Source organism: Mycobacterium sp. Root135, from assembly GCF_001426545.1.
Lineage (GTDB): Bacteria > Actinomycetota > Actinomycetes > Mycobacteriales > Mycobacteriaceae > Mycobacterium.
On record NZ_LMEZ01000005.1, the window covers coordinates 708,652 to 728,775 of the forward strand.

At 68.1% G+C, this 20,124-nt stretch carries 23 protein-coding genes; 10 read left to right on the top strand and 13 right to left on the bottom strand.

Features of this window, described 5'->3' with window-relative positions; genetic code table 11:
* The first annotated feature begins 131 nt into the window (after positions 1-131).
* A complete protein-coding gene (locus tag ASD37_RS14485; protein WP_056553337.1) occupies positions 132-899 on the top strand; it encodes a DUF2127 domain-containing protein in 768 nt (255 codons plus the stop codon).
* Between the two features lie 95 nt (positions 900-994).
* Here ASD37_RS14485 and ASD37_RS14490 read toward each other — a convergent pair whose 3' ends face one another.
* Positions 995-1,669, bottom strand: a complete 675-nt coding sequence (locus ASD37_RS14490) for a class I SAM-dependent methyltransferase (protein WP_056551916.1) — start codon at positions 1,667-1,669, stop codon at positions 995-997.
* 53 nt (positions 1,670-1,722) lie between these two features.
* On the opposite strand from ASD37_RS14490, the gene ASD37_RS14495 reads away from it, so the two are divergent.
* On the top strand, positions 1,723-2,292 hold the full coding sequence (locus ASD37_RS14495) for a TetR/AcrR family transcriptional regulator (RefSeq protein ID WP_056551919.1): 570 nt from the start codon (positions 1,723-1,725) through the stop codon (positions 2,290-2,292).
* Here the strand turns inward: ASD37_RS14495 and ASD37_RS14500 are convergent.
* The gene (locus ASD37_RS14500; protein WP_056553341.1) at positions 2,279-2,893 is read right to left on the bottom strand and encodes a TetR/AcrR family transcriptional regulator; all 615 of its coding nucleotides are present in this window, start codon (positions 2,891-2,893) and stop codon (positions 2,279-2,281) included. The two genes, ASD37_RS14495 and ASD37_RS14500, sit on opposite strands and share 14 nt — an antisense overlap.
* A 111-nt stretch (positions 2,894-3,004) precedes the next feature.
* Here ASD37_RS14500 and ASD37_RS14505 point away from each other — a divergent pair, with 111 nt between their 5' ends.
* The gene (locus ASD37_RS14505; RefSeq protein ID WP_056551922.1) at positions 3,005-4,357 is read left to right on the top strand and encodes a cytochrome P450; all 1,353 of its coding nucleotides are present in this window, start codon (positions 3,005-3,007) and stop codon (positions 4,355-4,357) included.
* An 82-nt stretch (positions 4,358-4,439) separates the two neighbouring features.
* Here ASD37_RS14505 and msrA read toward each other — a convergent pair whose 3' ends face one another.
* Genes msrA through ASD37_RS14520 form a run of 3 tightly spaced genes read right to left on the bottom strand, consistent with a single transcriptional unit; the run spans position 4,440 to position 6,373 of the window.
* Complete coding sequence (gene msrA / locus ASD37_RS14510) at positions 4,440-4,952, bottom strand: peptide-methionine (S)-S-oxide reductase MsrA (RefSeq protein ID WP_056551925.1); 513 nt, start codon at positions 4,950-4,952, stop codon at positions 4,440-4,442.
* Positions 4,949-5,419: a peptide-methionine (R)-S-oxide reductase MsrB gene (gene msrB / locus ASD37_RS14515; RefSeq protein WP_056551927.1), complete on the bottom strand. Its 471-nt coding sequence runs from the start codon at positions 5,417-5,419 to the stop codon at positions 4,949-4,951. The genes msrA and msrB overlap by 4 nt, the downstream gene beginning before the upstream one ends.
* 45 nt (positions 5,420-5,464) lie before the next feature.
* Positions 5,465-6,373 carry an alpha/beta fold hydrolase gene (locus ASD37_RS14520; protein WP_370072925.1) on the bottom strand — a complete coding sequence of 303 codons (909 nt, stop codon included), beginning with the start codon at positions 6,371-6,373 and terminating at the stop codon, positions 5,465-5,467.
* 57 nt (positions 6,374-6,430) lie between these two features.
* Here ASD37_RS14520 and ASD37_RS14525 point away from each other — a divergent pair, with 57 nt between their 5' ends.
* Together ASD37_RS14525 and ASD37_RS14530 are read left to right on the top strand one after the other, a co-directional pair.
* Positions 6,431-6,937, top strand: coding sequence for a nuclear transport factor 2 family protein (locus ASD37_RS14525; RefSeq protein WP_056551934.1), 507 nt, complete (start codon positions 6,431-6,433; stop codon positions 6,935-6,937).
* Complete coding sequence (locus ASD37_RS14530; RefSeq protein ID WP_056551937.1) at positions 6,934-7,953, top strand: NAD-dependent epimerase/dehydratase family protein; 1,020 nt, start codon at positions 6,934-6,936, stop codon at positions 7,951-7,953. The genes ASD37_RS14525 and ASD37_RS14530 overlap by 4 nt, the downstream gene beginning before the upstream one ends.
* 9 nt (positions 7,954-7,962) lie before the next feature.
* On the opposite strand, the gene ASD37_RS14535 is transcribed toward ASD37_RS14530, so the two are convergent.
* The 4 genes from ASD37_RS14535 to ASD37_RS14550 all read right to left on the bottom strand — a co-directional run bounded on the left by ASD37_RS14535 (position 7,963) and on the right by ASD37_RS14550 (position 11,354).
* A complete protein-coding gene (locus ASD37_RS14535; RefSeq protein ID WP_056551941.1) occupies positions 7,963-8,307 on the bottom strand; it encodes a hypothetical protein in 345 nt (114 codons plus the stop codon).
* Between the two features lie 2 nt (positions 8,308-8,309).
* Positions 8,310-9,011: a thiocyanate hydrolase subunit gamma gene (gene scnC / locus ASD37_RS14540; RefSeq protein ID WP_056551944.1), complete on the bottom strand. Its 702-nt coding sequence runs from the start codon at positions 9,009-9,011 to the stop codon at positions 8,310-8,312.
* 10 nt (positions 9,012-9,021) lie between these two features.
* Positions 9,022-9,861, bottom strand: coding sequence for an SH3-like domain-containing protein (locus tag ASD37_RS14545; protein WP_056551947.1), 840 nt, complete (start codon positions 9,859-9,861; stop codon positions 9,022-9,024).
* Positions 9,862-9,977: 116 nt separating this feature from the next.
* A complete protein-coding gene (locus tag ASD37_RS14550; RefSeq protein WP_235568308.1) occupies positions 9,978-11,354 on the bottom strand; it encodes a DoxX family protein in 1,377 nt (458 codons plus the stop codon).
* A gap of 103 nt (positions 11,355-11,457) precedes the next feature.
* Between ASD37_RS14550 and ASD37_RS14555 the strand changes: the two genes are divergently transcribed.
* Positions 11,458-12,156, top strand: a complete 699-nt coding sequence (locus ASD37_RS14555) for an SDR family NAD(P)-dependent oxidoreductase (RefSeq protein ID WP_056551950.1) — start codon at positions 11,458-11,460, stop codon at positions 12,154-12,156.
* Here the strand turns inward: ASD37_RS14555 and ASD37_RS14560 are convergent, their stop codons facing one another.
* Together ASD37_RS14560 and ASD37_RS14565 are read right to left on the bottom strand one after the other, a co-directional pair.
* A complete protein-coding gene (locus tag ASD37_RS14560) occupies positions 12,157-12,624 on the bottom strand; it encodes a DUF4262 domain-containing protein (RefSeq protein ID WP_056551952.1) in 468 nt (155 codons plus the stop codon).
* A 132-nt stretch (positions 12,625-12,756) separates the two neighbouring features.
* The gene (locus ASD37_RS14565) at positions 12,757-15,297 is read right to left on the bottom strand and encodes an RNA helicase (RefSeq protein WP_056551955.1); all 2,541 of its coding nucleotides are present in this window, start codon (positions 15,295-15,297) and stop codon (positions 12,757-12,759) included.
* A gap of 284 nt (positions 15,298-15,581) precedes the next feature.
* Between ASD37_RS14565 and ASD37_RS14570 the strand changes: the two genes are divergently transcribed.
* A complete protein-coding gene (locus ASD37_RS14570) occupies positions 15,582-16,952 on the top strand; it encodes an FAD-binding oxidoreductase (RefSeq protein ID WP_056553346.1) in 1,371 nt (456 codons plus the stop codon).
* Here the strand turns inward: ASD37_RS14570 and ASD37_RS14575 are convergent.
* Complete coding sequence (locus ASD37_RS14575; RefSeq protein ID WP_056551959.1) at positions 16,949-17,407, bottom strand: SRPBCC family protein; 459 nt, start codon at positions 17,405-17,407, stop codon at positions 16,949-16,951. The genes ASD37_RS14570 and ASD37_RS14575 overlap by 4 nt on opposite strands.
* 60 nt (positions 17,408-17,467) lie before the next feature.
* Here ASD37_RS14575 and ASD37_RS14580 point away from each other — a divergent pair, with 60 nt between their 5' ends.
* Positions 17,468-17,839, top strand: a complete 372-nt coding sequence (locus ASD37_RS14580) for a DUF427 domain-containing protein (protein WP_056551962.1) — start codon at positions 17,468-17,470, stop codon at positions 17,837-17,839.
* 69 nt (positions 17,840-17,908) lie between these two features.
* Positions 17,909-18,769, top strand: coding sequence for a DNA-3-methyladenine glycosylase (locus ASD37_RS14585; protein WP_056553349.1), 861 nt, complete (start codon positions 17,909-17,911; stop codon positions 18,767-18,769).
* Here the strand turns inward: ASD37_RS14585 and ASD37_RS14590 are convergent.
* A complete protein-coding gene (locus ASD37_RS14590; protein WP_056551965.1) occupies positions 18,766-19,413 on the bottom strand; it encodes a DUF2461 domain-containing protein in 648 nt (215 codons plus the stop codon). The genes ASD37_RS14585 and ASD37_RS14590 overlap by 4 nt on opposite strands.
* Positions 19,414-19,514: 101 nt before the next feature.
* Here ASD37_RS14590 and ASD37_RS14595 point away from each other — a divergent pair, with 101 nt between their 5' ends.
* Positions 19,515-20,060: a Dps family protein gene (locus tag ASD37_RS14595; protein ID WP_056551968.1), complete on the top strand. Its 546-nt coding sequence runs from the start codon at positions 19,515-19,517 to the stop codon at positions 20,058-20,060.
* Positions 20,061-20,124 lie beyond the last annotated feature (64 nt).

Genomic DNA, 20,124 nt, shown 5'->3' on the forward strand with positions numbered 1-20,124 from the left:
GCGGTATGGCTCAGCTGCTCAACGTACAACCGCGCGCCGGGGTTCCGCCGCCGTGTTTGCCAGGCGCCGTGGGTAGTGTCGTCGCCGGGGCAACCTCGGACTTCGCCCTCACCGTCGGCAAGGAGCCCGCCATGGACGTAGCTCGTGACCACGACCGCTGGGCGTTGTTCACGTGTGCGCGGCGCGGGCACGTCACCTACGCGCCCGACGACGACGCCCTCGCCGAACGACTCAGCGGCACGACGGGTCTCGGCGAGGTGTGGCGTTGCCTGCGCTGCGGGGACTTCGTGTCGGGGCCACCCCATGGGCGCGGGCCCACCGAGGATGCGCCGCTCGTCATCCGGGGTAAGGCGCTGCGGCAGGCGCTCATCCTGCGCGCGCTCGCGGTGGAGCGCTGGATCCGCGCGGTGCTGATCGCGTTCGCCGCGTGGGCGGTGTGGACGTTCCACGGTGCCAGGGGATCCATTCAGGCCGCACTCGACCGGGATCTGCCGCTGCTGCGGGCCTCAGGGATCAAGGTCGACCAGATGACGGCGATCCACGAGTTGGAGCGGGCGCTGGCGGCCCGACCGTCCACTCTGGTGCTGATCAGTTTGGCGTTGGTCGCCTACGCGATCCTGGAACTCGTCGAGGGCGTCGGGCTGTGGCTGCTCACCAGGTGGGGCGAGTACTTCGCCGTCATCGCGACGTCGGTCTTCCTGCCGTTGGAGATCTACGACCTGGTGTCCAAGGGCATTACGACGACGCGGGTGGCCGCCTTCGCGATCAACGTCGCCGCCGTGATCTACCTGCTGATGTCCAAACGGCTGTTCGGCCTTCGCGGCGGCCGCAGGGCGTACGACGAGGAACGGCGCGGCGAGCAGCTTCTCGACGTCGAGCGGGCCGCCGCTCGCGCATAGGACTGTGCGAGCGGGCCGCCGCTCGCGCATAGGACTGTTCGAGCGGGCCGCCGCTCGCGCATAGGACTGTGCGAGCGGGCCGCCGCGCGGTCGGCTTAGTCGAGCGCCTCGCCCGGCGTGCCGGAGACGCGTTCCAGCACTCGCATGGAACCGATCGCGGACACCTCGCGGAACGCGCCGGTGTCCAGTGCCCTGCGGTACACCCGGTACGGGGCCTGGCCGCCGGCGTTCGGGTCGGGGAACACGTCGTGGATCACCAGGGTGCCGCCGACGGCGACCCACCGTGCCCAGCCGTCGAAGTCCTGCTGGGCCGCGGCGTCGGTGTGTCCGCCGTCGATGAACAAGAGCTGCAACGGGGTTCGCCACGACCGTGCGACGAGGAACGACTTGCCGACGACGGCGACGACGTGGTCGTCCAACCCGGCGGCGTCGAGCGTGTGGCGCAGCGTCGGAAGGGTGTCGAAGAGTCCCGTCACCTCGTCGACCATGCTGGTGTCGTGGTACTCCCAGCCCGGCTGGTGCTCCTCGGAGCCGTGGTGATGATCGATCGTGTAGAGCACGCCGCCGGTCTGCTGGGCCGCGGCGCCGAGCATGACGGTCGACTTTCCGCAGTAGGTGCCGATCTCGACGCCGACGCCGTCGCCAAGGTAGGTGACCGCCGCGTCGTACAGCGCGCGGCCTTCGTCGGCGGGCATGAAGCCGATGACCTGCGCGGCGAGTTCGAACAGGTGCGCGGCGGCGGCCGGAAGGGCAGTCTCGGTGGTGCTCATGACGGCCAACTTACCGTTGCTGGTCAGAACGAGTTGTAGTAGCGTCCAGACACGTGTCCGATGCGGCCTTGGAGTCGACTCGGCGTCGTCTGACCGCAAAGCAGGCCGATACGGTTGACCGTCTCGAGCGCGCCGCGGTCGACCTCCTCAACCGCGACGGATTCAGCGGACTCACCGTACGGCGCGTGGCTGCCGAGGCCGGTGTCGGCGCGGCCACGGCGTACACCTACTTCTCCTCCAAGGAACACCTCGTCGCCGAGGTGTTCTGGCGCAGGCTTGCCGGCGCCGCACCAGCCCCACACGAGTCCGACGACCGCGCCACACGTGTCGTCGACGTGCTGCAGCACATCGCGCTGCTGGTCGCCGACGAGCCGGAGTTCGCGGGGGCGGTGACGAGCGCGCTGCTCGGCAAGGATCCGGACGTCGAGGTGCTCCGTCAGCGGATCGGGCTCGACATCAGGGAGCGGTTGACGGCGGCGCTGGGCCCGCAGGTCGACGAGGACCTCATCGACTCGTTGGAGATGCTGTATTCGGGCGCGCTGGTGCGCGTCGGGATGGGATACGCGTCTTACGACGGGATCGCGCAGCGCCTCGAGAAGTCGGCGCGCCTCATCCTGGGGTGAGGGACAGTCCGAGGATGGCCCGCGCCGCGGTGGCGGCCGGTTCGACGATCTCTTGGACGTCTCGGCCGTCTTCGACGAGGAGTGCCGTCAGTTCCCTGAGGCCGCCGAGCAGGATCAGCGCGAGGGATCGGGAGATGGGCGCCAAGCCGGCGCGGACGAATCCGGGGCTGCCGCTGATGGCGACCAGCATGTCCGTGAGGTGTTGCATCGCAAGACGATTCAGCGGTCGGGCGAGGTCGCCGAGTGCGGGTGCCTCCCGGATCCAGCTCAGGGTGATGGCGGGGCGCGATTCGATGTGCGCGACGTAGGCGCCGACGGCGGCGGCGACCTGCTCGTCGGGAGTTGCCTCGCCGTCGACCGCCGCGGTGATCCGGGCGATCAGGTCGTCGTTGTTGGCGGCCAACAGTTCGACGAAGCACTCCTCCTTGCTGGCGAACTCGTCGTAGAAGGTCCGCTTGGAGGTCTTGGCGCCTCGGACGACGTCGGCCACGGTCGTCGCGCGGTAGCCGCGTTCGGCGATCGAGTCGGCAAGACCGTCGAGAAGACGTCGGCGAAACGCGGTCGCACCAGGCGACGTCACGTCGTCCGCCGTGGTTGCCACTGAACTCACCTCGACGTTCACCTCCGACCCTTGCGCATGTTCGGTACTAGGCGGTACCGTACTACACCAACGCCGGTACGATGCGGTACCACAACGAGTTTGGAGTCGTCCGTGAGTGAAGCGACCATCGAGGCGACGCCAGCCGTCGAGGTAGCGCCGGAGATCAACCTGCCGCCAAGCCCGCGGCTGCCGAAGTTCGTCCAAGCGCTCGGCTTCATCGCGTCGCGGCGCCGGATGGTCGACGCGATGACGAGCCGGCACGGCGACGTGTTCACCCTGCGGGTCCCGGTGTTCGGAAACATGGTGACCGTCGCCGATCCGCAGATCGCCAAGCAACTGTTCGCCGCCAACACCGACGACGTCGGCAACATCCAACCCAACCTCAGCCGCATCCTCGGTTCGGGTTCGGTTTTCGCCCTCGACGGCACCGAGCACAAGCGCCGCCGCAAGCTGCTGACCCCGCCGTTTCACGGCAAGAGCATCAAGAACTACGAGGTCATCTTCGAAGAGGAAACTCTGCGTGAGGCGGCGTCCTGGCCCGACGGCCGGCAATTCGAATCCCTCGAACCGATGATGCGAATCACGCTGAACGCCATCCTGCGCGCCGTCTTCGGCGCCGACGGTGAGCAACTCGACGAGCTGCGGCGCATCATCCCGCCGTGGGTGACGCTGGGTTCCCGGCTCGCCGTGCTGCCCGCCCCGTCGCGCACCTACGGGCGGCTCACCCCGTGGGGCAGGCTCGCCGCCTACCGCCGTCAGTACGACGCCGTCGTCGAGCGCCTGATCGACACCGTCAAGGCCGACCCCCACTTCGACGACCGCGACGACGTCCTGACCCTGCTCCTGCGCAGCACCTACGAAGACGGATCGGCGATGTCGAGGCGAGACATCGGCGACGAGTTGTTGACGTTGTTGGCCGCCGGCCACGAGACCACCGCGTCGACCCTGGCGTGGGTGCTGGAGCGGGTGAGCAGACACCCGCAGGTACTCGACGGGCTGGTCGCCGAGGCGCGTACCGACGGCAACGAGTACCGCCAGGCCACGATCCTCGAGACGCAGCGGGCGCGCACCATCATCGACTTCGCCGGGCGCCACGTGTACTCGCCGACGTTCCAGCTCGGCGAGTGGGTGATTCCGCGGGGCTACTCGATATTCGTCGCGATCCAGCACATCCACGACCGCACACAGGATTTCGCGTCCCCCGAGCGGTTCGACCCGCAGCGGTTCATGGGCAAGCGACCATCGACGTTTGCATTCCTGCCCTACGGCGGCGGCACCCGCCGGTGCGTTGGCGCTGCGTTCGCCAACGTCGAGATGGACGTGGTCCTACGAACGGTGTTGCGCCACTTCGAAATCGAGACGACGACCGCGCCCGACGAGAAGACCCACTCGCGCGGCGTCGCCTACACGCCAAAGGCGGGTGGCCGCGTCGTCATGCGACGACGGACCACCCCCCTCGGGTAACCGCTACCCCGCGAGCAGTCGCAAAAGGCCCTGAATCGCGAGGATTCAGGGCCCTTTGTGTCTGGTCGTCGGGGGAAACGCCCTACTGCGAGGCGGTTTCGCGCCTCGGCAGCTTCCAGCCCGCCCGCGGGAAGTGGCACGTGTATCCGTTGGGGAACTTCTCCAGGTAGTCCTGGTGCTCCGGCTCGGCCTGCCAGAATTCAACCTCGGGGGTGACCTCGGTGACGACCTTGCCCGGCCACAAACCGGAGGCCTCCACGTCGGCGATGGTGTCCAGCGCCACGGCCTTCTGCTCGTCGTCGGCGTAGAAGATCGCCGACCGGTAGCTGCTGCCGACGTCGTTGCCCTGGCGGTCCTTCGTCGTCGGATCGTGGATCTGGAAGAAGAACTCCAGCAGCGCGCGGTAGTCCGTCTGGCTCGGGTCATACTCGATCTCGATGGCCTCGGCGTGCCCGGGATGCTTGCGATAGGTGGGGTGGTCGTTCTGTCCGCCGGTGTAGCCGACGCGCGTCTCCACCACGCCGGGCTGCTTGCGGATCAGATCCTGCATGCCCCAAAAGCAGCCGCCTGCGAGGATCGCCTTCTTGGTCGTCATGCCTGTGCCTCCTTGATGAAGAGTGACTTGTAGTCGCCGTAGCCCTCGGCCTCGAGGTCGTCGAGATGGATGAACTTCAGCGAAGCGGAGTTGATGCAGTAGCGCAACCCTCCGGCCTCGCGCGGGCCGTCCTTGAACAGGTGCCCGAGGTGGCTGTCGCCATGAGCGGACCGAACCTCGGTGCGCAGCATCAGGTGGCTGAGGTCGCGCTTCTCGAGCACGTTGGCAGCGTCGATCGGCTTGGTGAAGCTGGGCCAGCCCGATCCGCTCTCGAACTTGTCGGTCGAGGCGAACAGCGGCTCGCCCGACACCACGTCCACGTAGATCCCGGGTTCGTGGTTGTCCCAGTACTCGCCGGTGAACGGTCGCTCGGTGCCGTTCTTCTGGGTCACCTGGTACTGCTCGGGCGACAGGGCGTTCACCGCCGCGGGGTTCTTGTCGTAGGTCTTGGGATTCGAAGCCGTCACTGGTCCTCCTTGGGTTGCACTCGTACAACCTCACGCGACGTTCGGTTAGTTCCCGGCGCGGACCTCGTCGACGATCGTCACGATCTCGTCAGCAATGGCTTGCGGTTGGTACAACATCTGGTTGTGCCCCGTGCCAGCGACGATGACGTTGTTGGTGGCGAGGGCGGACGCCAGCATGTCGTTTGCCTGGTGAATCTGGGCCTGCGTGTAGTTGTCCGGCTTGAGTGCGGACGGGGCCGCGAACCTGTCCGCGCTCAACACGATCGCGGGCACCCGCGGCAGCGGCGGCGCGGCGGCGATGCTCGCGAAGGCGTCGTCGGGCAGCACGGTCTCCTCGCCGGGGGCGCCGATCTGCGCGTCGCTGTTGAATGCCGCGTTCTGATCAGGCCTGCCGACGATCGGCAGGAATTCGGACGTCGGTTCGGAGAACACCAGCCCGCCGACCAGTTCCGGATGCTCTCTGGCGAGAAGGTCGAGGATCAGCGCGCCGTAGGAATGGGCGACGAAGACCATCGGTGTCGGCAGCCCGGCCGCGCCGATCAGGCTCACCACGTCGCCGACGTCGGATTGCACGGTGTGCGGCTGCGATACCGGGGTCGACTTCTCGTCACCGTCGGGCCGGGTGTCGGGGCGGTCGTAGACGCAGATCCGCGTCGTCCGTGCCACCAGGGGTTGGGTCGATTTCGGGGTCAGGTCGATGCGGGCCTCTTCGATGAGGTCGTACGGCGACGAGCGAATCGGGTCGTCGTCGGGCACGGCGGCATTCCACGCCTCGGCGTAGCCGCCCTTGCCGGGAATGACGAACACCGTCGGCGAACCCTCCCCCTGACAGTCCATGAAGAGGCTGCGGCCGCCACCGACGTCGAGGAGGCCCGCGTGGTCGTCGGCGGATGCGACGGGCGCGCTCAACAGCATCGCTGCCGCGCCGGCTGCCACCGCTCGGAGGACCTTCACCATTCGGACGATACGGCCGCTCGACAAAGTCAGGTAGAACGTGTTCTAGTTCTGGATGTGACGGGCACCACTTACAGCCGCGCCGAGCTCGCCGAGGCGTTCGCCGGATTCGAGGCAACGGTCGCCGCGGCCGCCGAGACCAGGAACTGGGATCCGTGGGTTGACCAGTACACCGACGACGTCGCCTACGTCGAACACGCCGCGGGCACTATGCACGGCCGGGAGCAGGTGCGGCCGTGGATCTGGAACACCATGGAGAACTTCCCCGGCAGCTACATGACGTCGTTCCCGTCGTTGTGGACGGTGATCGACGAAGGGACGAGCCGCGTGCTGTGCGAGCTCGACAACCCGATGCGCGATCCCGGCGACGGCACGATCATCAGCGCGACCAACATCTCGATCGTCACCTACGCCGGTGACGGGAAGTGGTGTCGGCAGGAAGACGTCTACAACCCGCTGCGCTTCGTGGCCGCCACCGTGAAGTGGTGCCGCAAGGCCGAGGAGCTGGGCACGCTGCCCGACGAGGCGGCGGCGTGGATGAAGACGTACGGGCGGCGGGCGTGACCGCGCTCGTCATCGGGGGCAACGGATATCTCGGGTCCCACGTCACCCGCCGGTTGGTCGAGGACGGCCAGGAGGTCCGCGTCATGGTGCGAGCCGGGGCAAACACGATCGGCATCGACGACCTCGACGTGACGCGCTTCGTCGGCGACATCTGGGACGACGACATTCTGCACGAGGCCATGGTCGGCTGCGATGTCGTCTACTACTGCGTCGTCGACACCCGCGGCTGGCTGAAGGACCCCGCCCCGCTGTTCCGCACCAACGTCGAGGGCACCAGGAACGTGCTCGAGGTGGCCTGCCGACCCGACGTCGCCGCGAGCCTCAAGCGCTTCGTCTTCACCAGCAGCTACGCGACGGTGGGCCGTAAGCGCGGCCGCGTTGCGACCGAGGACGACGTGATCTCCGACCGCGGGTTGACGCCGTATGTGCGCTCGCGCGTCCAGGCCGAGAACCTCGTCATGGAATACGCCCGCGACCGCGGCCTGCCGGCGATCGCCATGTGCGTGTCGACGACCTACGGGGCCGGTGACTGGGGGCGTACTCCACACGGCGCGATCATCGCGGGCGCCGCGTTTCGCAAGCTGCCCTTCGTGATGAGCGGCGTCGAGCTGGAGGTCGTCGGAATCGACGACGCCGCAAAGGCTTTGGTCTTGGCCGCGGAGAAGGGACGCGTTGGGCAGCGCTACTTGATCTCGGAGAAGATGATCAGCAACGCCGAGGTGGTGCGCATCGCCGCCGAGGCCGCCGGCGTGCCCGCACCCACCCGGTCGATTCCGCTGGCGTTGGCCTGGGTGATGGCAGTGCTCGGCAGCGCGAAGGCGCGTCTCACGGGCACCGACGAGAAATTGTCGATCGACTCGCTGCGTCTGATGCGGGCCGAGGCGCCCGTGGACTGCACCAAGGCCAAGCGTGAACTCGGTTGGCAGCCAAGGCCGGTTGAGGAGTCGATCCGGGAGGCCGCCCGCTTCTGGGTCGGTTTGCGAGAGGCCAAACGGCGGAGCAAGCAAACGGGTTGACCGCCGCGGTTACGCCTCCAGGCGTCGACGCACGTCCGAAAGTCTCTGTCGCAGTTCGTCTTCGGCGATGACACCGCGGGCCAGCAGCGAATGGGCGAGGGCCACCAGTTGGTTCTCCGGATACGGCAGGTCGGAGTACACCGTCGCCGACAGCGCGTCCTCCTCGTCGCGGCGTTCCTTGAAACTCGGCACCGGTGTGTCACACGCCGCGTGGTCCAGCGCGTCGCACAGGCCGTCGAGGCTGGTCTTCCACGGTGGCACGGGATTCTCGACGCCGTACTTGGCCGCCATCCTCGGCCACACCTGATCGGGGTCGACCATGGTCCGCAGTACCTTGCCGTCGACGTCGGTCATCGTCACTCCCCGACCGGGTGCATCGCGGCGCGGGTGGCGGTCACCACGTTGGTGGTCACCCCGGCCTTCGGCAGGGCGACGCCGATCAGACAGTCGCGGGTGATGATCTCGACCAGCTGATCCTCGGTCCAGTCGTCGGTGCCCGCCGGGCGCACGGGCATCACCATGAAGCGGTGCTTCTGGTTGGAGTCCTGCACCCGCACCTCGACGTCGTCGCCGAGGTAGAGGCCGAACTCGGCCAGCACCTGCCGCGGCCAACGCACCAGTCGCCGACGGTAATTGGGCGTGCGGTACCACTCCGGTGAGTTGCCGAGGATCGGTCGCGGGTAGCACGAACACAGGGCGCACACGATCACGTGGTGCAGCGTCGGGGTGTCGGCCAGGATCTGAAAGGCGGTGAAGTCGCTTGGCGTGCCGAAGCCCGTCGGCTCCAGCCAGTCGACGCCGACCTCCTTGCTCGCCGTCATCGGCTCGGTGAGGGCGAGCCGTTCGAAGTCGGGGTCGAGCCAGGCTCGGGCGACCAGCCGTGCCGCCGGTGTCGGCCCGATCTGCTCGGCGAACTCGGTGAAGAGCCGGTGTTCGGCAGCGGTGAAGATGCCCTTCTCGATGCAGAGCTCGCGCAGTGCGATCTCCAGCACCTCGAAGTCGGTGATCTCGTCGACCATCGGCTTCACCGTGCGGTCGTGGTCGTGGTCGTGGGTCATGTCGGTCCGTTCAGTCGGCGGCGCGCAGCCAGCGTTCGGGAATTTCGGTGCGCAGGGTGTCGGCGGCCGGCCCGTTGAAGTCGTCCCAGAGCTCGGCCATCGTGAACTGGACGACGTAGAACCACTCCGGCTTGGCGTCGGGGATGTCCCACGTTTCGTCCTCGGCGGCGGGGCTCTCGTAGGCCACGGCGGCGATTTCGCCGGTGGCGCCACGGACGTATTCCGGTGTGCGCGTGTAGAACAGCACGGGTAGCTCCCGCACCAGAACTCGGTCGCCCACCGCGAACATCGGGGTTCCCGCCTTGCCGGCGTACACCTGCGGATCGCCTTTGCCCTTCGCGTGCACGACATGGCTGTTGCGCTTGACCCCGGCTCCGTCGCCCTCGAACTTCGGCTGCGCCTGCAGGGCCTTGCCCGCCAGCCCGCCCGCGTACCGCTGCTGGACCTCGGCCATCCGTTCGCTGAGCTCGGTGAGGCCGACGAGATGCTTCTCGACGAGTACGCGCGCCACCGACAGCAGCCACCGGCCGTAGTAGGGGAAGCCCAGATACACCGCCCGTTGCACGTCGACGTTGCCGATGCGTCGCCGTTCTTCGGACAGCCAAATGCCGCGCCAGGCAAGCACTTCGCACATGACGTAGGTCATGTGCTCCCAGTACTCGTAGTCCTTGTTCTCGTACTTCATGGGGGCGTCTGGCTCGCCGCCGACGTCGTGGACCGGCTTCATGTAGGCGACGAACCGGCCGTGGTCCAGCAGGTCGGGGGTGGGTGCGTCGGGCAGTTCTGGATAGGACGACTTGAGCCGCGCGACGAGGTCGAGTTGAGTGGCCCGCTCGGCCGCAGTGCTCATGGCAGTTCCCCCGCCGTTCGACGTGCCGGTGCCGTTGCCACCAGCCCCACTGATCGGAGGCTAGCACCGGCGCGTTTGCCGACAGACCGATTTGGCGGCATCGGTCATGACTTTGCCTACCGGTTGTTGGGCCGCTCCTGCACCCAGTTGAAGCCGCGTTCGACGAGCGGGAACGACGCGGGATCCAGGCGGGTGAACCAGGCGTGGATCTCGTGTCCGGAGAAGTCCGCGCCGTCGATCACGATGCGCTCGGTGCTGCCCTCGTCGGGCCACCAGTAGGTAAGTCGGATCTTCGTCGGGGTCTCTTCGTACGAGCCCAGCTCGACGCGGTTGGTCAGGTCCACGAAGTGCTTGGCCGGGTCAATGGTCCCTCCGAACACCTCGAACGAGTCGTCCATGTGCTGAACGGTCACCATCACCGGATCCGACATCAGGAAGGGCCGGTCGAATACCACTCGGCGCCAACGGAGTTCGTCGGTCAGCAGCGGGTCGCGTCGGTAGCCTTCTGCCGAGAAGCCGTCCACCTGCCAGATGCCGTACAGGTTGGGGGTGGGCCGGGAGAACTGCTGCCAGCCCTGCCCTCCGAAGGCCGCCAGCAGCGCCACGCCGACGACCACCTGGACGGCCACCGCCGCGCGAGTGGCCCGGGGACTGTCGAACAGCGGCGCGGACGCGGTCGCCGGTACGACGCGGTCGGTGAACATCGCCACGAAGAGGCGTCGGGCATACGGCGCCAACAGGAACAGGCTCAGCAGCAGCAATTGCGACGACACCGACTTGAGCCGGATGTCGTAGGTCATGTTCAGGATGAACACCTGCGTGAGGTCGAAAGCGCACACCAGCGCCCCGGCGGCTGCGGTGCGGGGCACGAGCAGTAGCAGTCCGCCGAGGACTTCTGCCGCGCCGAGCAGGATCTGATACGGCTGCGAGATGCCAACCTGCGCCCACAGCACACCGGTCGGGCTGAAGTTTCCGAACGGTTCGACCAGGCGATTCAGCACGAACGGCATCTGCGTCGGAATCAGCTTGGCCATCCCGAAATAGAACATCGCGGCCGCGAGCACCAACCGCAGGATCGCCCACACCCATGGCTGCAACCGGTCGTGGCGTTGCCGCTTGTCGAACACCGACCACACTGCCGTCATCGCCAACGACAGCAGCGCGATGCAGTAGAGCGCCGACCACTGGAACGCACTGTCGCTGCCGACCTGGGTGCTCTCCACGCGTAGTCCCAGCAGGTTCCCTCCGACCCACTCGATCGGCGGACGAACCAGGTGGATGAGCCCGCGCAGCGTCGACCACGGTCCGTCCACGCCGACACCGGTGAGGAGAACGGGGATGAGCCCGATCGTGATGACGAGGCCAAAGGATCCGAAGTAGCAGGTGCCGAGCCGGAAGCCGATCAGCGTCGCGACGCTCCACCGCGGGGGTGGCTGCGCAACCACGCCGGGGGCCTCGGGCCTACCTCGGGCGCGCGTGTCGGTCACGGTCATCCCCCCATGGTCGGCTCTGACCGGTCAACGCTCAAGACATTCGGCAAACTCGCGGACGTCGCCGTGGCGGTCGGGCCGCACCGGCACGAGGCAGCATGGAGCCATGACCATCACGTTCATCACCGGCGCGAACAAGGGCCTTGGCTACGAGACCGCTCGTCGACTCGTCGAGCAGGGCCACATCGTGCTGCTTGGAGCCCGCGATCCGGAGCTGGGCCGCGCCGCCGCCGACGCGCTCGGCGCTCGGTTCGTCCAGGTCGACGTCACCGACGACGCGTCGGTGGCCGCGGCGGTCAAGGACGTCGAGGAGCACGAGGGATCGGTCGACGTGCTGATCAACAACGCGGGCGTCGCCGGCGCGTACGCCGACGCGGCCGATCTGACGGCTGAGGACTTTCACGCGGTGTTCGACGTCAACGTGCTTGGGGTGGTCCGGACGACCACCGCGTTCCTGCCGTTGCTGCGACGTTCGTCGGACCCGGTGATCGTCAACGTCGGCAGCGGAATGGGATCGCTGGAGCTCACCCATGACCCGTCGCGTCCCGAGTCGACGATGGTGGCTCCCGCATACACGTCCTCCAAGGCGGCGCTGACCATGCTGACGACGCAGTATGCCAAGGCGTTCACCGACATTCGGGTCAACGTCGCCGACCCCGGCTACACCGCGACCGACATCAACGCGAACTCGGGGCCGCAGACCGTCACCGAGGGCACCGACGCCATCCTCGCGCTCGCCACGGAGGGGCCCGGTCACGGCTCGGGGCGGTTCGTCGACCGCCACGGCGAGACCTCCTGGGGTTAGTCACGCGTTGGTGGTCCTCGCGCCGAGCACCGGTTGACGTCGGTGACCGCCGTCGAAGCCGGGCGCCCATGGCCACCGGCCTCGCCCGTCGGCCCACACCAGCTGGATCGCGCGGACGTCGTAGCCCTCGAGTGCGATGGCCAGCCCCATGTGGGCGTCAGGATGCTCGACGTCGACCACTTCGAGGCGGGTGTTCGCAGGCAGCACCAGCTGATCGCCCGGAGCCGGTCGAAGGCCGGCGATCATCCGCTTGGCGAACGTGTTGAGCAGCCAGCCGGCTTGTTTGGTCGGCAGGCCGGTGACGAGGAGTTCCGGCAGGCCGCGCTCGTGCAGCCCGACCGTGTAGGAGAACGGTGTGCGGTCGCTTTCGACGTGTTGCACGGCCCAGCCGTGCGCCACGATCGTCTGGCGAAGCAGCGCGAGGTAGTCGTCGAGTGTCTTGTCGGGGTGGTCGCATTGCCAGCACATGGCGTGTCTGCCCTTCTGTCGGTTCTTGCCGCGAGCGTGTCTCGCGGCACCGACAGTCGGCGTGCCAAAAACCGTGGGGGCGGTGGTTCATCCACAGTCGTGAATTGATCCACAGGCGACTTGCGGCCGGCGCTAGCCCATCCGCCCCGCGTCGACCACCCGGATCACCGCCGCGCCCTCTTCGTCGGACGCCTCAAGGTCCACCTCGACGTCGAAGCCCCAATCGCGATCTCCCGCAGGGTCGTCCAAGATCTGCCGGACGTCCCATCGGCCGGGTTGGCGGTCGACGATCAACAGCGCGGGACCGCGGGCGTCCGCGCCGGTACCCACCGAGTCGTGTTCGTCGAAGTACTCCGCGCCGACCTCCGCCCAGCGTTCGGTGGTCCATCCGGCGTCCCCGTCGAGCTGACCCAGGTCGTACCAGCGGCGGCGCGAGAAGAGCTCGACCCGGCGGAACAGCGCGTTGCGGACCATCGCTGTGAAGGCCCGCTCGTTGCCGGTCAGCGGACGCGGACGGGCGGGCACCGCAACCGGGGCGTCCAGCGGTTGATCGGGGCTGGTGAGTTGCTCCCACTCGTCGAGCAGGCTCGAATCCACCTGGCGGACAAGCTCACCCAGCCACTCGACGACGTCGGTGACCTCCTCGGTGCGGGCCGAGGCGGGCACGCCCGAGCGCAGCGCCTTGAACGCGTCGGAGAGGTAGCGCAGGACGGCGCCCTCGGAGCGGGTCAGCGCGTAGATGCTGACGAACTCCCGGAACGTGAAGGCCCGCTCCCACATCTCGCGGACGATCGACTTCGGCGACAGCTGGCCGTCGGCGGCCCACGGATTGCTTTGCAAGTACACGTCGTAGACATGTCCGAGCACGTCGGCCAGCGGTTTGGGATAGGTGATGTCGTCGAGCAGCGCGATGCGCTCGTCGTACTCGATGCCCTCGGCCTTCATCGCGGCGACGGCCTCGCCCCTGGCCTTCTTCAGCTGTGCTGACAGAATCTGCCGTGGATCCTCCAGCGTCGCCTCGATCACCGAAACGACGTCCAGCGCATAGGTTTCCGACGCCGGGTCGAGCACGTCGATCGCGGCGAGGGCGAACGTCGACAGGGGCTGGTTGAGGGCGAAGTCGGGCGGAAGGTCGACGGTCAGGCGATACCGCCTGCCGTCCGGCTCCGGCTCGGGCAGCCGTTCCAAGACTCCGGCCTGCAGCAGCGACCGGGCGATGCCGACCGCCTCCCGGATGTGCTTGAGCTGCCGCTTGCGGGGCTCGTGGTTGTCGGTGAGCAGCCGCCGCATCGCGACGAACGGGTCGCCGGGCCGGTCGACGACGTCGAGGATCATCGCCGTCGACACCCGCATGTTGCTCGTCAGCGGTTCGGGGGTGGCCTCGATCAGGCGAGTCATGGTCTTCTCGCTCCACGGCACCATGCCCTCGGGAACCTTGCGGCGCACTAACTTCCGGCGCTTCTTCGGGTCGTCGGCGACCTTGGCGAACTGTTTGAGGTTCTCGACCTCGTGCTCGGGTGCCTCGACGACGACGGTGCCCGCGGTGTCGTATCCGGCCCGTCCGGCGCGCCCCGCGATCTGGTGGAATTCGCGCGCGTTGAGCATCCGCGTGCGGGTGCCGTCGTACTTCGACAGGGCCGAGAACACCACCGTGCGGATCGGCACGTTGATGCCGACGCCGAGGGTGTCGGTGCCGCAGATGACCTTGAGAAGCCCGGCCTGGGCCAGCTGTTCGACCAGCCGACGGTACTTGGGCAGCATGCCGGCGTGGTGGACGCCGATGCCGTGCCGGACCAGGCGCGACAACGTCGTGCCGAACGCCGACGAAAAGCGAAACGCGCCAATGAGATCGGCGATGGCCGCCTTCTCCTCCTTGGTGCTGACGTTGACGCTCATCAGGGCCTGCGCCCGCTCCAGCGCGGAGGCCTGGGTGAAGTGCACGACGTAGACCGGTGCCTGCTTGGTGTCGAGCAGGTCTTGGATGGTCTCGTGCATCGGGGTGGTCGCGTAGTAGTAATGCAGGGGCACGGGCCGCTCGGCGTTGGCGACCAGCGCCGTCGTCCGGCCGGTCCGACGGGTGAGGTCCTCCCGCAGGAACGTGACGTCGCCCAGGGTGGCCGACATCAGCAGGAACTGTGCCCGCGGCAGCTCCAGCAGCGGCACCTGCCAGGCCCAGCCGCGGTCGGGGTCGCCGTAGAAGTGGAACTCGTCCATGACGACCAACCCGATGTCGGCGTCGGCGCCCTCGCGCAGCGCGGTGTTGGCCAACACCTCGGCGGTGCACGCGATGATCGGCGCCCCGGCGTTGACCGAGGCGTCCCCGGTCAGCATGCCGACGTTGGCCGCGCCGAACACGTCGCACAGCGCGAAGAACTTCTCGCTGACCAGCGCCTTGATCGGGGCGGTGTAGTAGCTGCGCGTCCCCGCCGCGAGGGCTGCATACAGCGCGCCGGTCGCGACCAGCGACTTGCCCGACCCCGTCGGGGTGGCCAGGACGACGTTGGCGCCGCTGACCAACTCGATCAGCGCCTCCTCCTGAGCCGGGTACAGCACGGTGCCGCTCGCCTCGGCCCACGCGGCGAACGAGGCGAACAGTTCGTCGGGGTCGGTGCCGTTGGCGCGTAGCGCGGACAGGTCGCTCGGGTCGGGCAGGAGGGCGGCAGCGGTGGTCATCGTGGGTCCAGCCTGCCTGACCAGGGCCGCATTGGAGTAATTCCGCCGCGGACTGGGCATTCGACGTTTTGATCTACCCAACGAAGGGTTCGGCGATGTCCAGGCACCACGAATACACCGGTGAGACCTGCGTCTGCGGACGTCCCATGTACTACCGGATCGTCCAACTCGGTGCCAGACCAGAGTCTCGGCGCGGCCCATCGTGCTGGTACGACGACTGTGCCGAGCAGGGCCGGTGGCAAGAGCGGCAGGCGTAGGACGACTCGCCCTGGCACACTTCCGTGGTGCCTCCCGTCAACGGTCATGTCTCGCACTGGTTCGACAAGATCCCTTCTCCACGCACGGCGCTGCCGGGGGACCGGGACGCCGACGTCTGCATCGTCGGCGCCGGTTTCACCGGGCTGTGGACCGCCTACTACCTCAAACGCGCGGACCCGTCCCTGCGCGTCACCATCCTCGAGGCGCGGTTCGCAGGCTTCGGCGCCTCCGGGCGCAACGGTGGCTGGTTGTCCGGGATGGCGCCAGGAGACCGGGACGCGTTGGCCCGCGAGCGTGGCCGCGACGCCGTGGTGGCCTGGCAGCGGGCGCTGCTCGAGGCGATAGACGAGGTCATCGAGGTCGCCGAACGCGAGGGCGTCGACGCGGGCATCGTCAAGGGCGGCACCCTGCAGATCGCCCGCAACGCCGCCCAGGCTCAGCGGCTCGCCGAACGGCGCGCCGAGGAAAGCAGCTGGGGGTTCACCGACTTCACCGAGTTGACGACGGCCGAGGCGGCGCAACGGGTTCGGTTCTCTCGCGTGGTCGCGGCCCATCACACGCCGCACTGTGCCCGCATCCAGCCGGCGGCGCTGGCCCGTGGCTTGGCCGACGTCGTGGAACGCCGCGGCGTCGACGTCTACGAGATGTCTCCCGTGACCGAGATCGCCGCGGGTCGCGCCACTACCCCGGCGGGTACCGTCCGGGCGCCCGTCGTGTTGCGCGCCACCGAGGGCTTTACCGCGGGGCTGCCAGGAATGAAACGTCGGTGGCTGCCGATGAACAGCTCGTTGATCGCCACCGACCCGATTGGTCCGGACGTGTGGGAGTCGATCGGTTGGGACGGCCGCGAGACGGTCGGCGACATGGCGCACGGGTTCTTCTACGCCCAGCGCACGGCCGACGACCGCATCGCCATCGGCGGCCGCAGCGTGCCCTACCGCTACGGGTCGCGGACCGACGTCGACGGCCGCGTGCCGCAGCGCACGATCCGCGAGCTGACGGCGATGCTGCACGACGTCCTGCCGCAGGTGCGCAACGTGCCGATCGCCCACGGCTGGTGCGGTGTGCTGGCGGTCCCGAGGGACTGGTCGGCGGGCGTCGAATTCGACCGGGCGACGGGACTCGGCTGGGCGGGCGGGTACGTCGGGCATGGCGTGACGGCGACCAACCTGGCCGGGCGGACGCTGGCCGAGCTGGTGCTTGGTGAGAAGACCCCGCGGACCGAGATGGCGTGGGTGGGGCACCGGTCGAAGAACTGGGAGCCCGAGCCGCTGCGCTGGCTCGGCGTGCGCAGCCTCTACCTGGCCTACAAGGCCGCCGACCGGCACGAGTTCGGTGGTCGCGCCACGACGTCGCCGATCGCGTCGGTCGCCGACCGGATCAGCCGCAAGCCCTAAGTTTCCGCTAGGGCCTTCAACCGCTGCAGCGTCAGCTCGATGTTCTTCGCGTTGACCGACGTGCGGTCGGAGACACCCGTGGCGATGCGCGCGGGCTTGAGGAACCAGCCCGGTCGCCGGTCCCAGGTCTGCTCGGTGACCCGGCAGCCGCCGTCGACCGGTTCGATGTCGTAGCGCCAGTGCGACACGGGGACGACGAAGCTCTTGACGTCGAAGGCGAACACCCTGCCCGGCTCGGCGTGGGTGACGGTGCACGTGGTGGTCCACGACTTGCCGCCGTTGGCGTTGCGTCCCTTGAACACCGCACCGGGCGCGGCGCCGTCACCTCGGTGCCACTGCATCACGTTGGCTTCCTCGGCGAGCGTTGCCATCGTGGGGAGGTCGGTGACGAGGGCGTACACGTCGGCGCAGCTGGCCGCGATGGTCACCGACGCCTGCGCCGAGGGTTCAGTCATGGCGCGATGGTAGCGAGCGGATCCGGAAACAATGCCCGGTCGGAGAACGTTGGGTAGGGGATGAGCGAACGAACAGTCCTCCAGCCCACCGAAGCGCATCCCATCACCGTCACCCCGACCGGCAAGCACGTCGTCGTCCGCGTCAACGGCGAGGTGGTCGCCGAGACCGACGCCGCGCTGACCCTTCAGGAGTCGACGTACCCCGCCGTGCAGTACGTACCCCTGGTCGACGTGGTGCCGTCGGCGTTGACGCGCAGCGACACCACCACCTACTGCCCGTACAAGGGTGAGGCGAACTACTACCACCTCAGCGTCGCCGGACAGACCGTCGACGACGCGATCTGGACCTACGAGCAGCCGTACGACGCGGTGGACGCCATCGCAGGTCACGTGGCGTTCTACGGCACCAAGGCCGACGTCTCGGTCGGTTAGCCTTTGGCGGTGTCGAATCAGGCCGGCGTCACCTGCAGCGTCACCGTCGACGGGCCCGCCAGCCCGTCGATGACGCTGTCCCCGCAGCGTCGCGGTCCCGGTGACCCGTGCTACCAACTGGTCGACGGCGCGATCTGGAAGACCAGCCTGCTGCCCAGCGGGCCGGTGACGGCGCGCATCGCCACGTCGGCGCGCACGACCGTCGAGTGCGAGGCGTGGGGTGACGGCGCCGCCGAGTTCCTCGAGCGGTTGCCTGCCCTGCTGGGCGTGCACGACGACGCGACCGGTTTCGCGCCCGCGGAGCCGACCATCGCCGCCGCCTACCGCCGCGTCCCGCACCTCCGCCTTGGCCGCACCGGTCGGGTGCTGGAGGCCCTCGTCCCTGCGGTGCTCGAACAGCGCGTCGCGGGCAAGGACGCCTTCCGGGCCTGGCGGCTGCTGGTGACCAAGTACGGCGCGCCCGCGCCCGGTCCCGCCCCGGAACGCATGCGCGTCCCACCGCCTGCCGAGGTGTGGCGGCGCATCCCGTCGTGGGAATTCCACCTCGCCAACGTCGACCCGGGGCGCGCGCGGACGCTGGTCGGGTGCGCGCAGCGGGCGGACGCCTTGGAGCGGCTGTCGGCTCGTCCGCCGGAGGACGCCAGGACCGCCCTGATGACGCTGCCCGGCGTGGGGATCTGGACCGCCGCCGAGGTCGCCCAACGCGCCTGGGGCGACGCCGACGCGCTGTCCGTCGGCGACTACCACCTCTCCAACGTCGTGGGGTCCACGCTGCTGGGCCACCGGATCGACGACGACGAGATGCTCGAACTCCTGGAACCGCTTCGGCCACATCGCTTTCGGGCGACCCGCCTGTTGGAGGTCAGCGGGTTGGCGCGCAACCCGCGCTTCGGCGCACGAATGGCGATCCCCAACCTGCGCGCGCTCTAGTCACCCAGTCGGGCGGCCACCCATTCGACCAGCGGTCGGGCCGCCCGCCAGTCCGCACGCACCGCGTCGACGAACTCCGGCGTGTGGATGATCGGCTCGAAGCCGTACTCCTTGGTGACCGTGAGGGAGCGGTGCCGCAGGAGGTCGATGCGAGGGTGGTCGGCGTCGAACCCGCGCGGCGAGGTCTTCAGGCGGTCGCCGCCGACCGTGAAGCCGGCGCGGGTCAGCTTCGCCAGGATCTTGCCGAGCTGATCGCCGGTGAGGTCGTTGACGATGGACGCGCGAATCCTGGCCAGATCCGTCGAGCTTGCGTCGTAGAACCCCGCCCCGGTGCGAACCCCGCGAGCGGCGATCTCGACGTACCAGCCGCACGCCGGGCCAGCCCCGACGTACGCGCCCTGGTGAGTCTTGTACGGCGTCTTGTCCTTGGCGAACCTGACGTCGCGGAACGGGCGGAAGACCTTTGCAGTCCCGAACTCCGGTTCCAAGGCGGTCACCAAAGCTGTGGTCGGCGCCTTCACGGACGTCAGGTACACGTCCTTGTGCGCCTCCCAGAACGACTTGGTGTTGTCGATCTCCAGATCGTCGTAGAAGTCGAGGGCGGCCTCTGGAAAACCAGTGAACCCGCGCACCGACTCAGTCATGTGGCGAGCGTAGCGATCTGATCACGTGCCGCCGCAGGGGTGTAGCCCTCGCCAGAGGCGGGTAGGTGTCCTGGTAAGTAAGAGAAAGGGAGATACAACGCATGGCAGGATTCACGATTCCAGGAATGTCGGACAAGGATGCCAGCGAGGTCGCCAACCTGCTGCAGAAGCAACTCAGCACCTACAACGACCTGCACCTGACCCTCAAGCACGTGCACTGGAACGTCGTCGGCCCGAACTTCATCGGCGTCCACGAAATGATCGACCCGCAGGTCGAACTGGTTCGCGGGTACGCCGACGAGGCCGCCGAGCGCATCGCCACCCTTGGTGAGTCGCCGAAGGGCACCCCCGGCGCGATCCTCAAGGACCGCACCTGGGACGACTACTCGGTAGGGCGCGACACCGTGCTGGCGCACCTAGCGGCACTTGACCTGGTCTACACCGGAGTCAACGAGGACACCCGCAAGGCCATCCACACCCTCGAAGACCTCGATCCGGTGTCTCAGGACATGCTCATCGGCCACGCCGCCGAACTCGAGAAGTTCCAGTGGTTCGTCCGCGCGCATCTGGAGAGCGCCGGCGGCGACTTGGTCAACCAAGGCGCGACCTCGGAAAAGGGTGCCGCCGCAAAGGCAAAGAAGAAGTGATCTTCGGTTAAGCAAATAGCCGCGAGCGGGCCCGCATCCCCATGGGGATGCGGGCCCGAGTCAC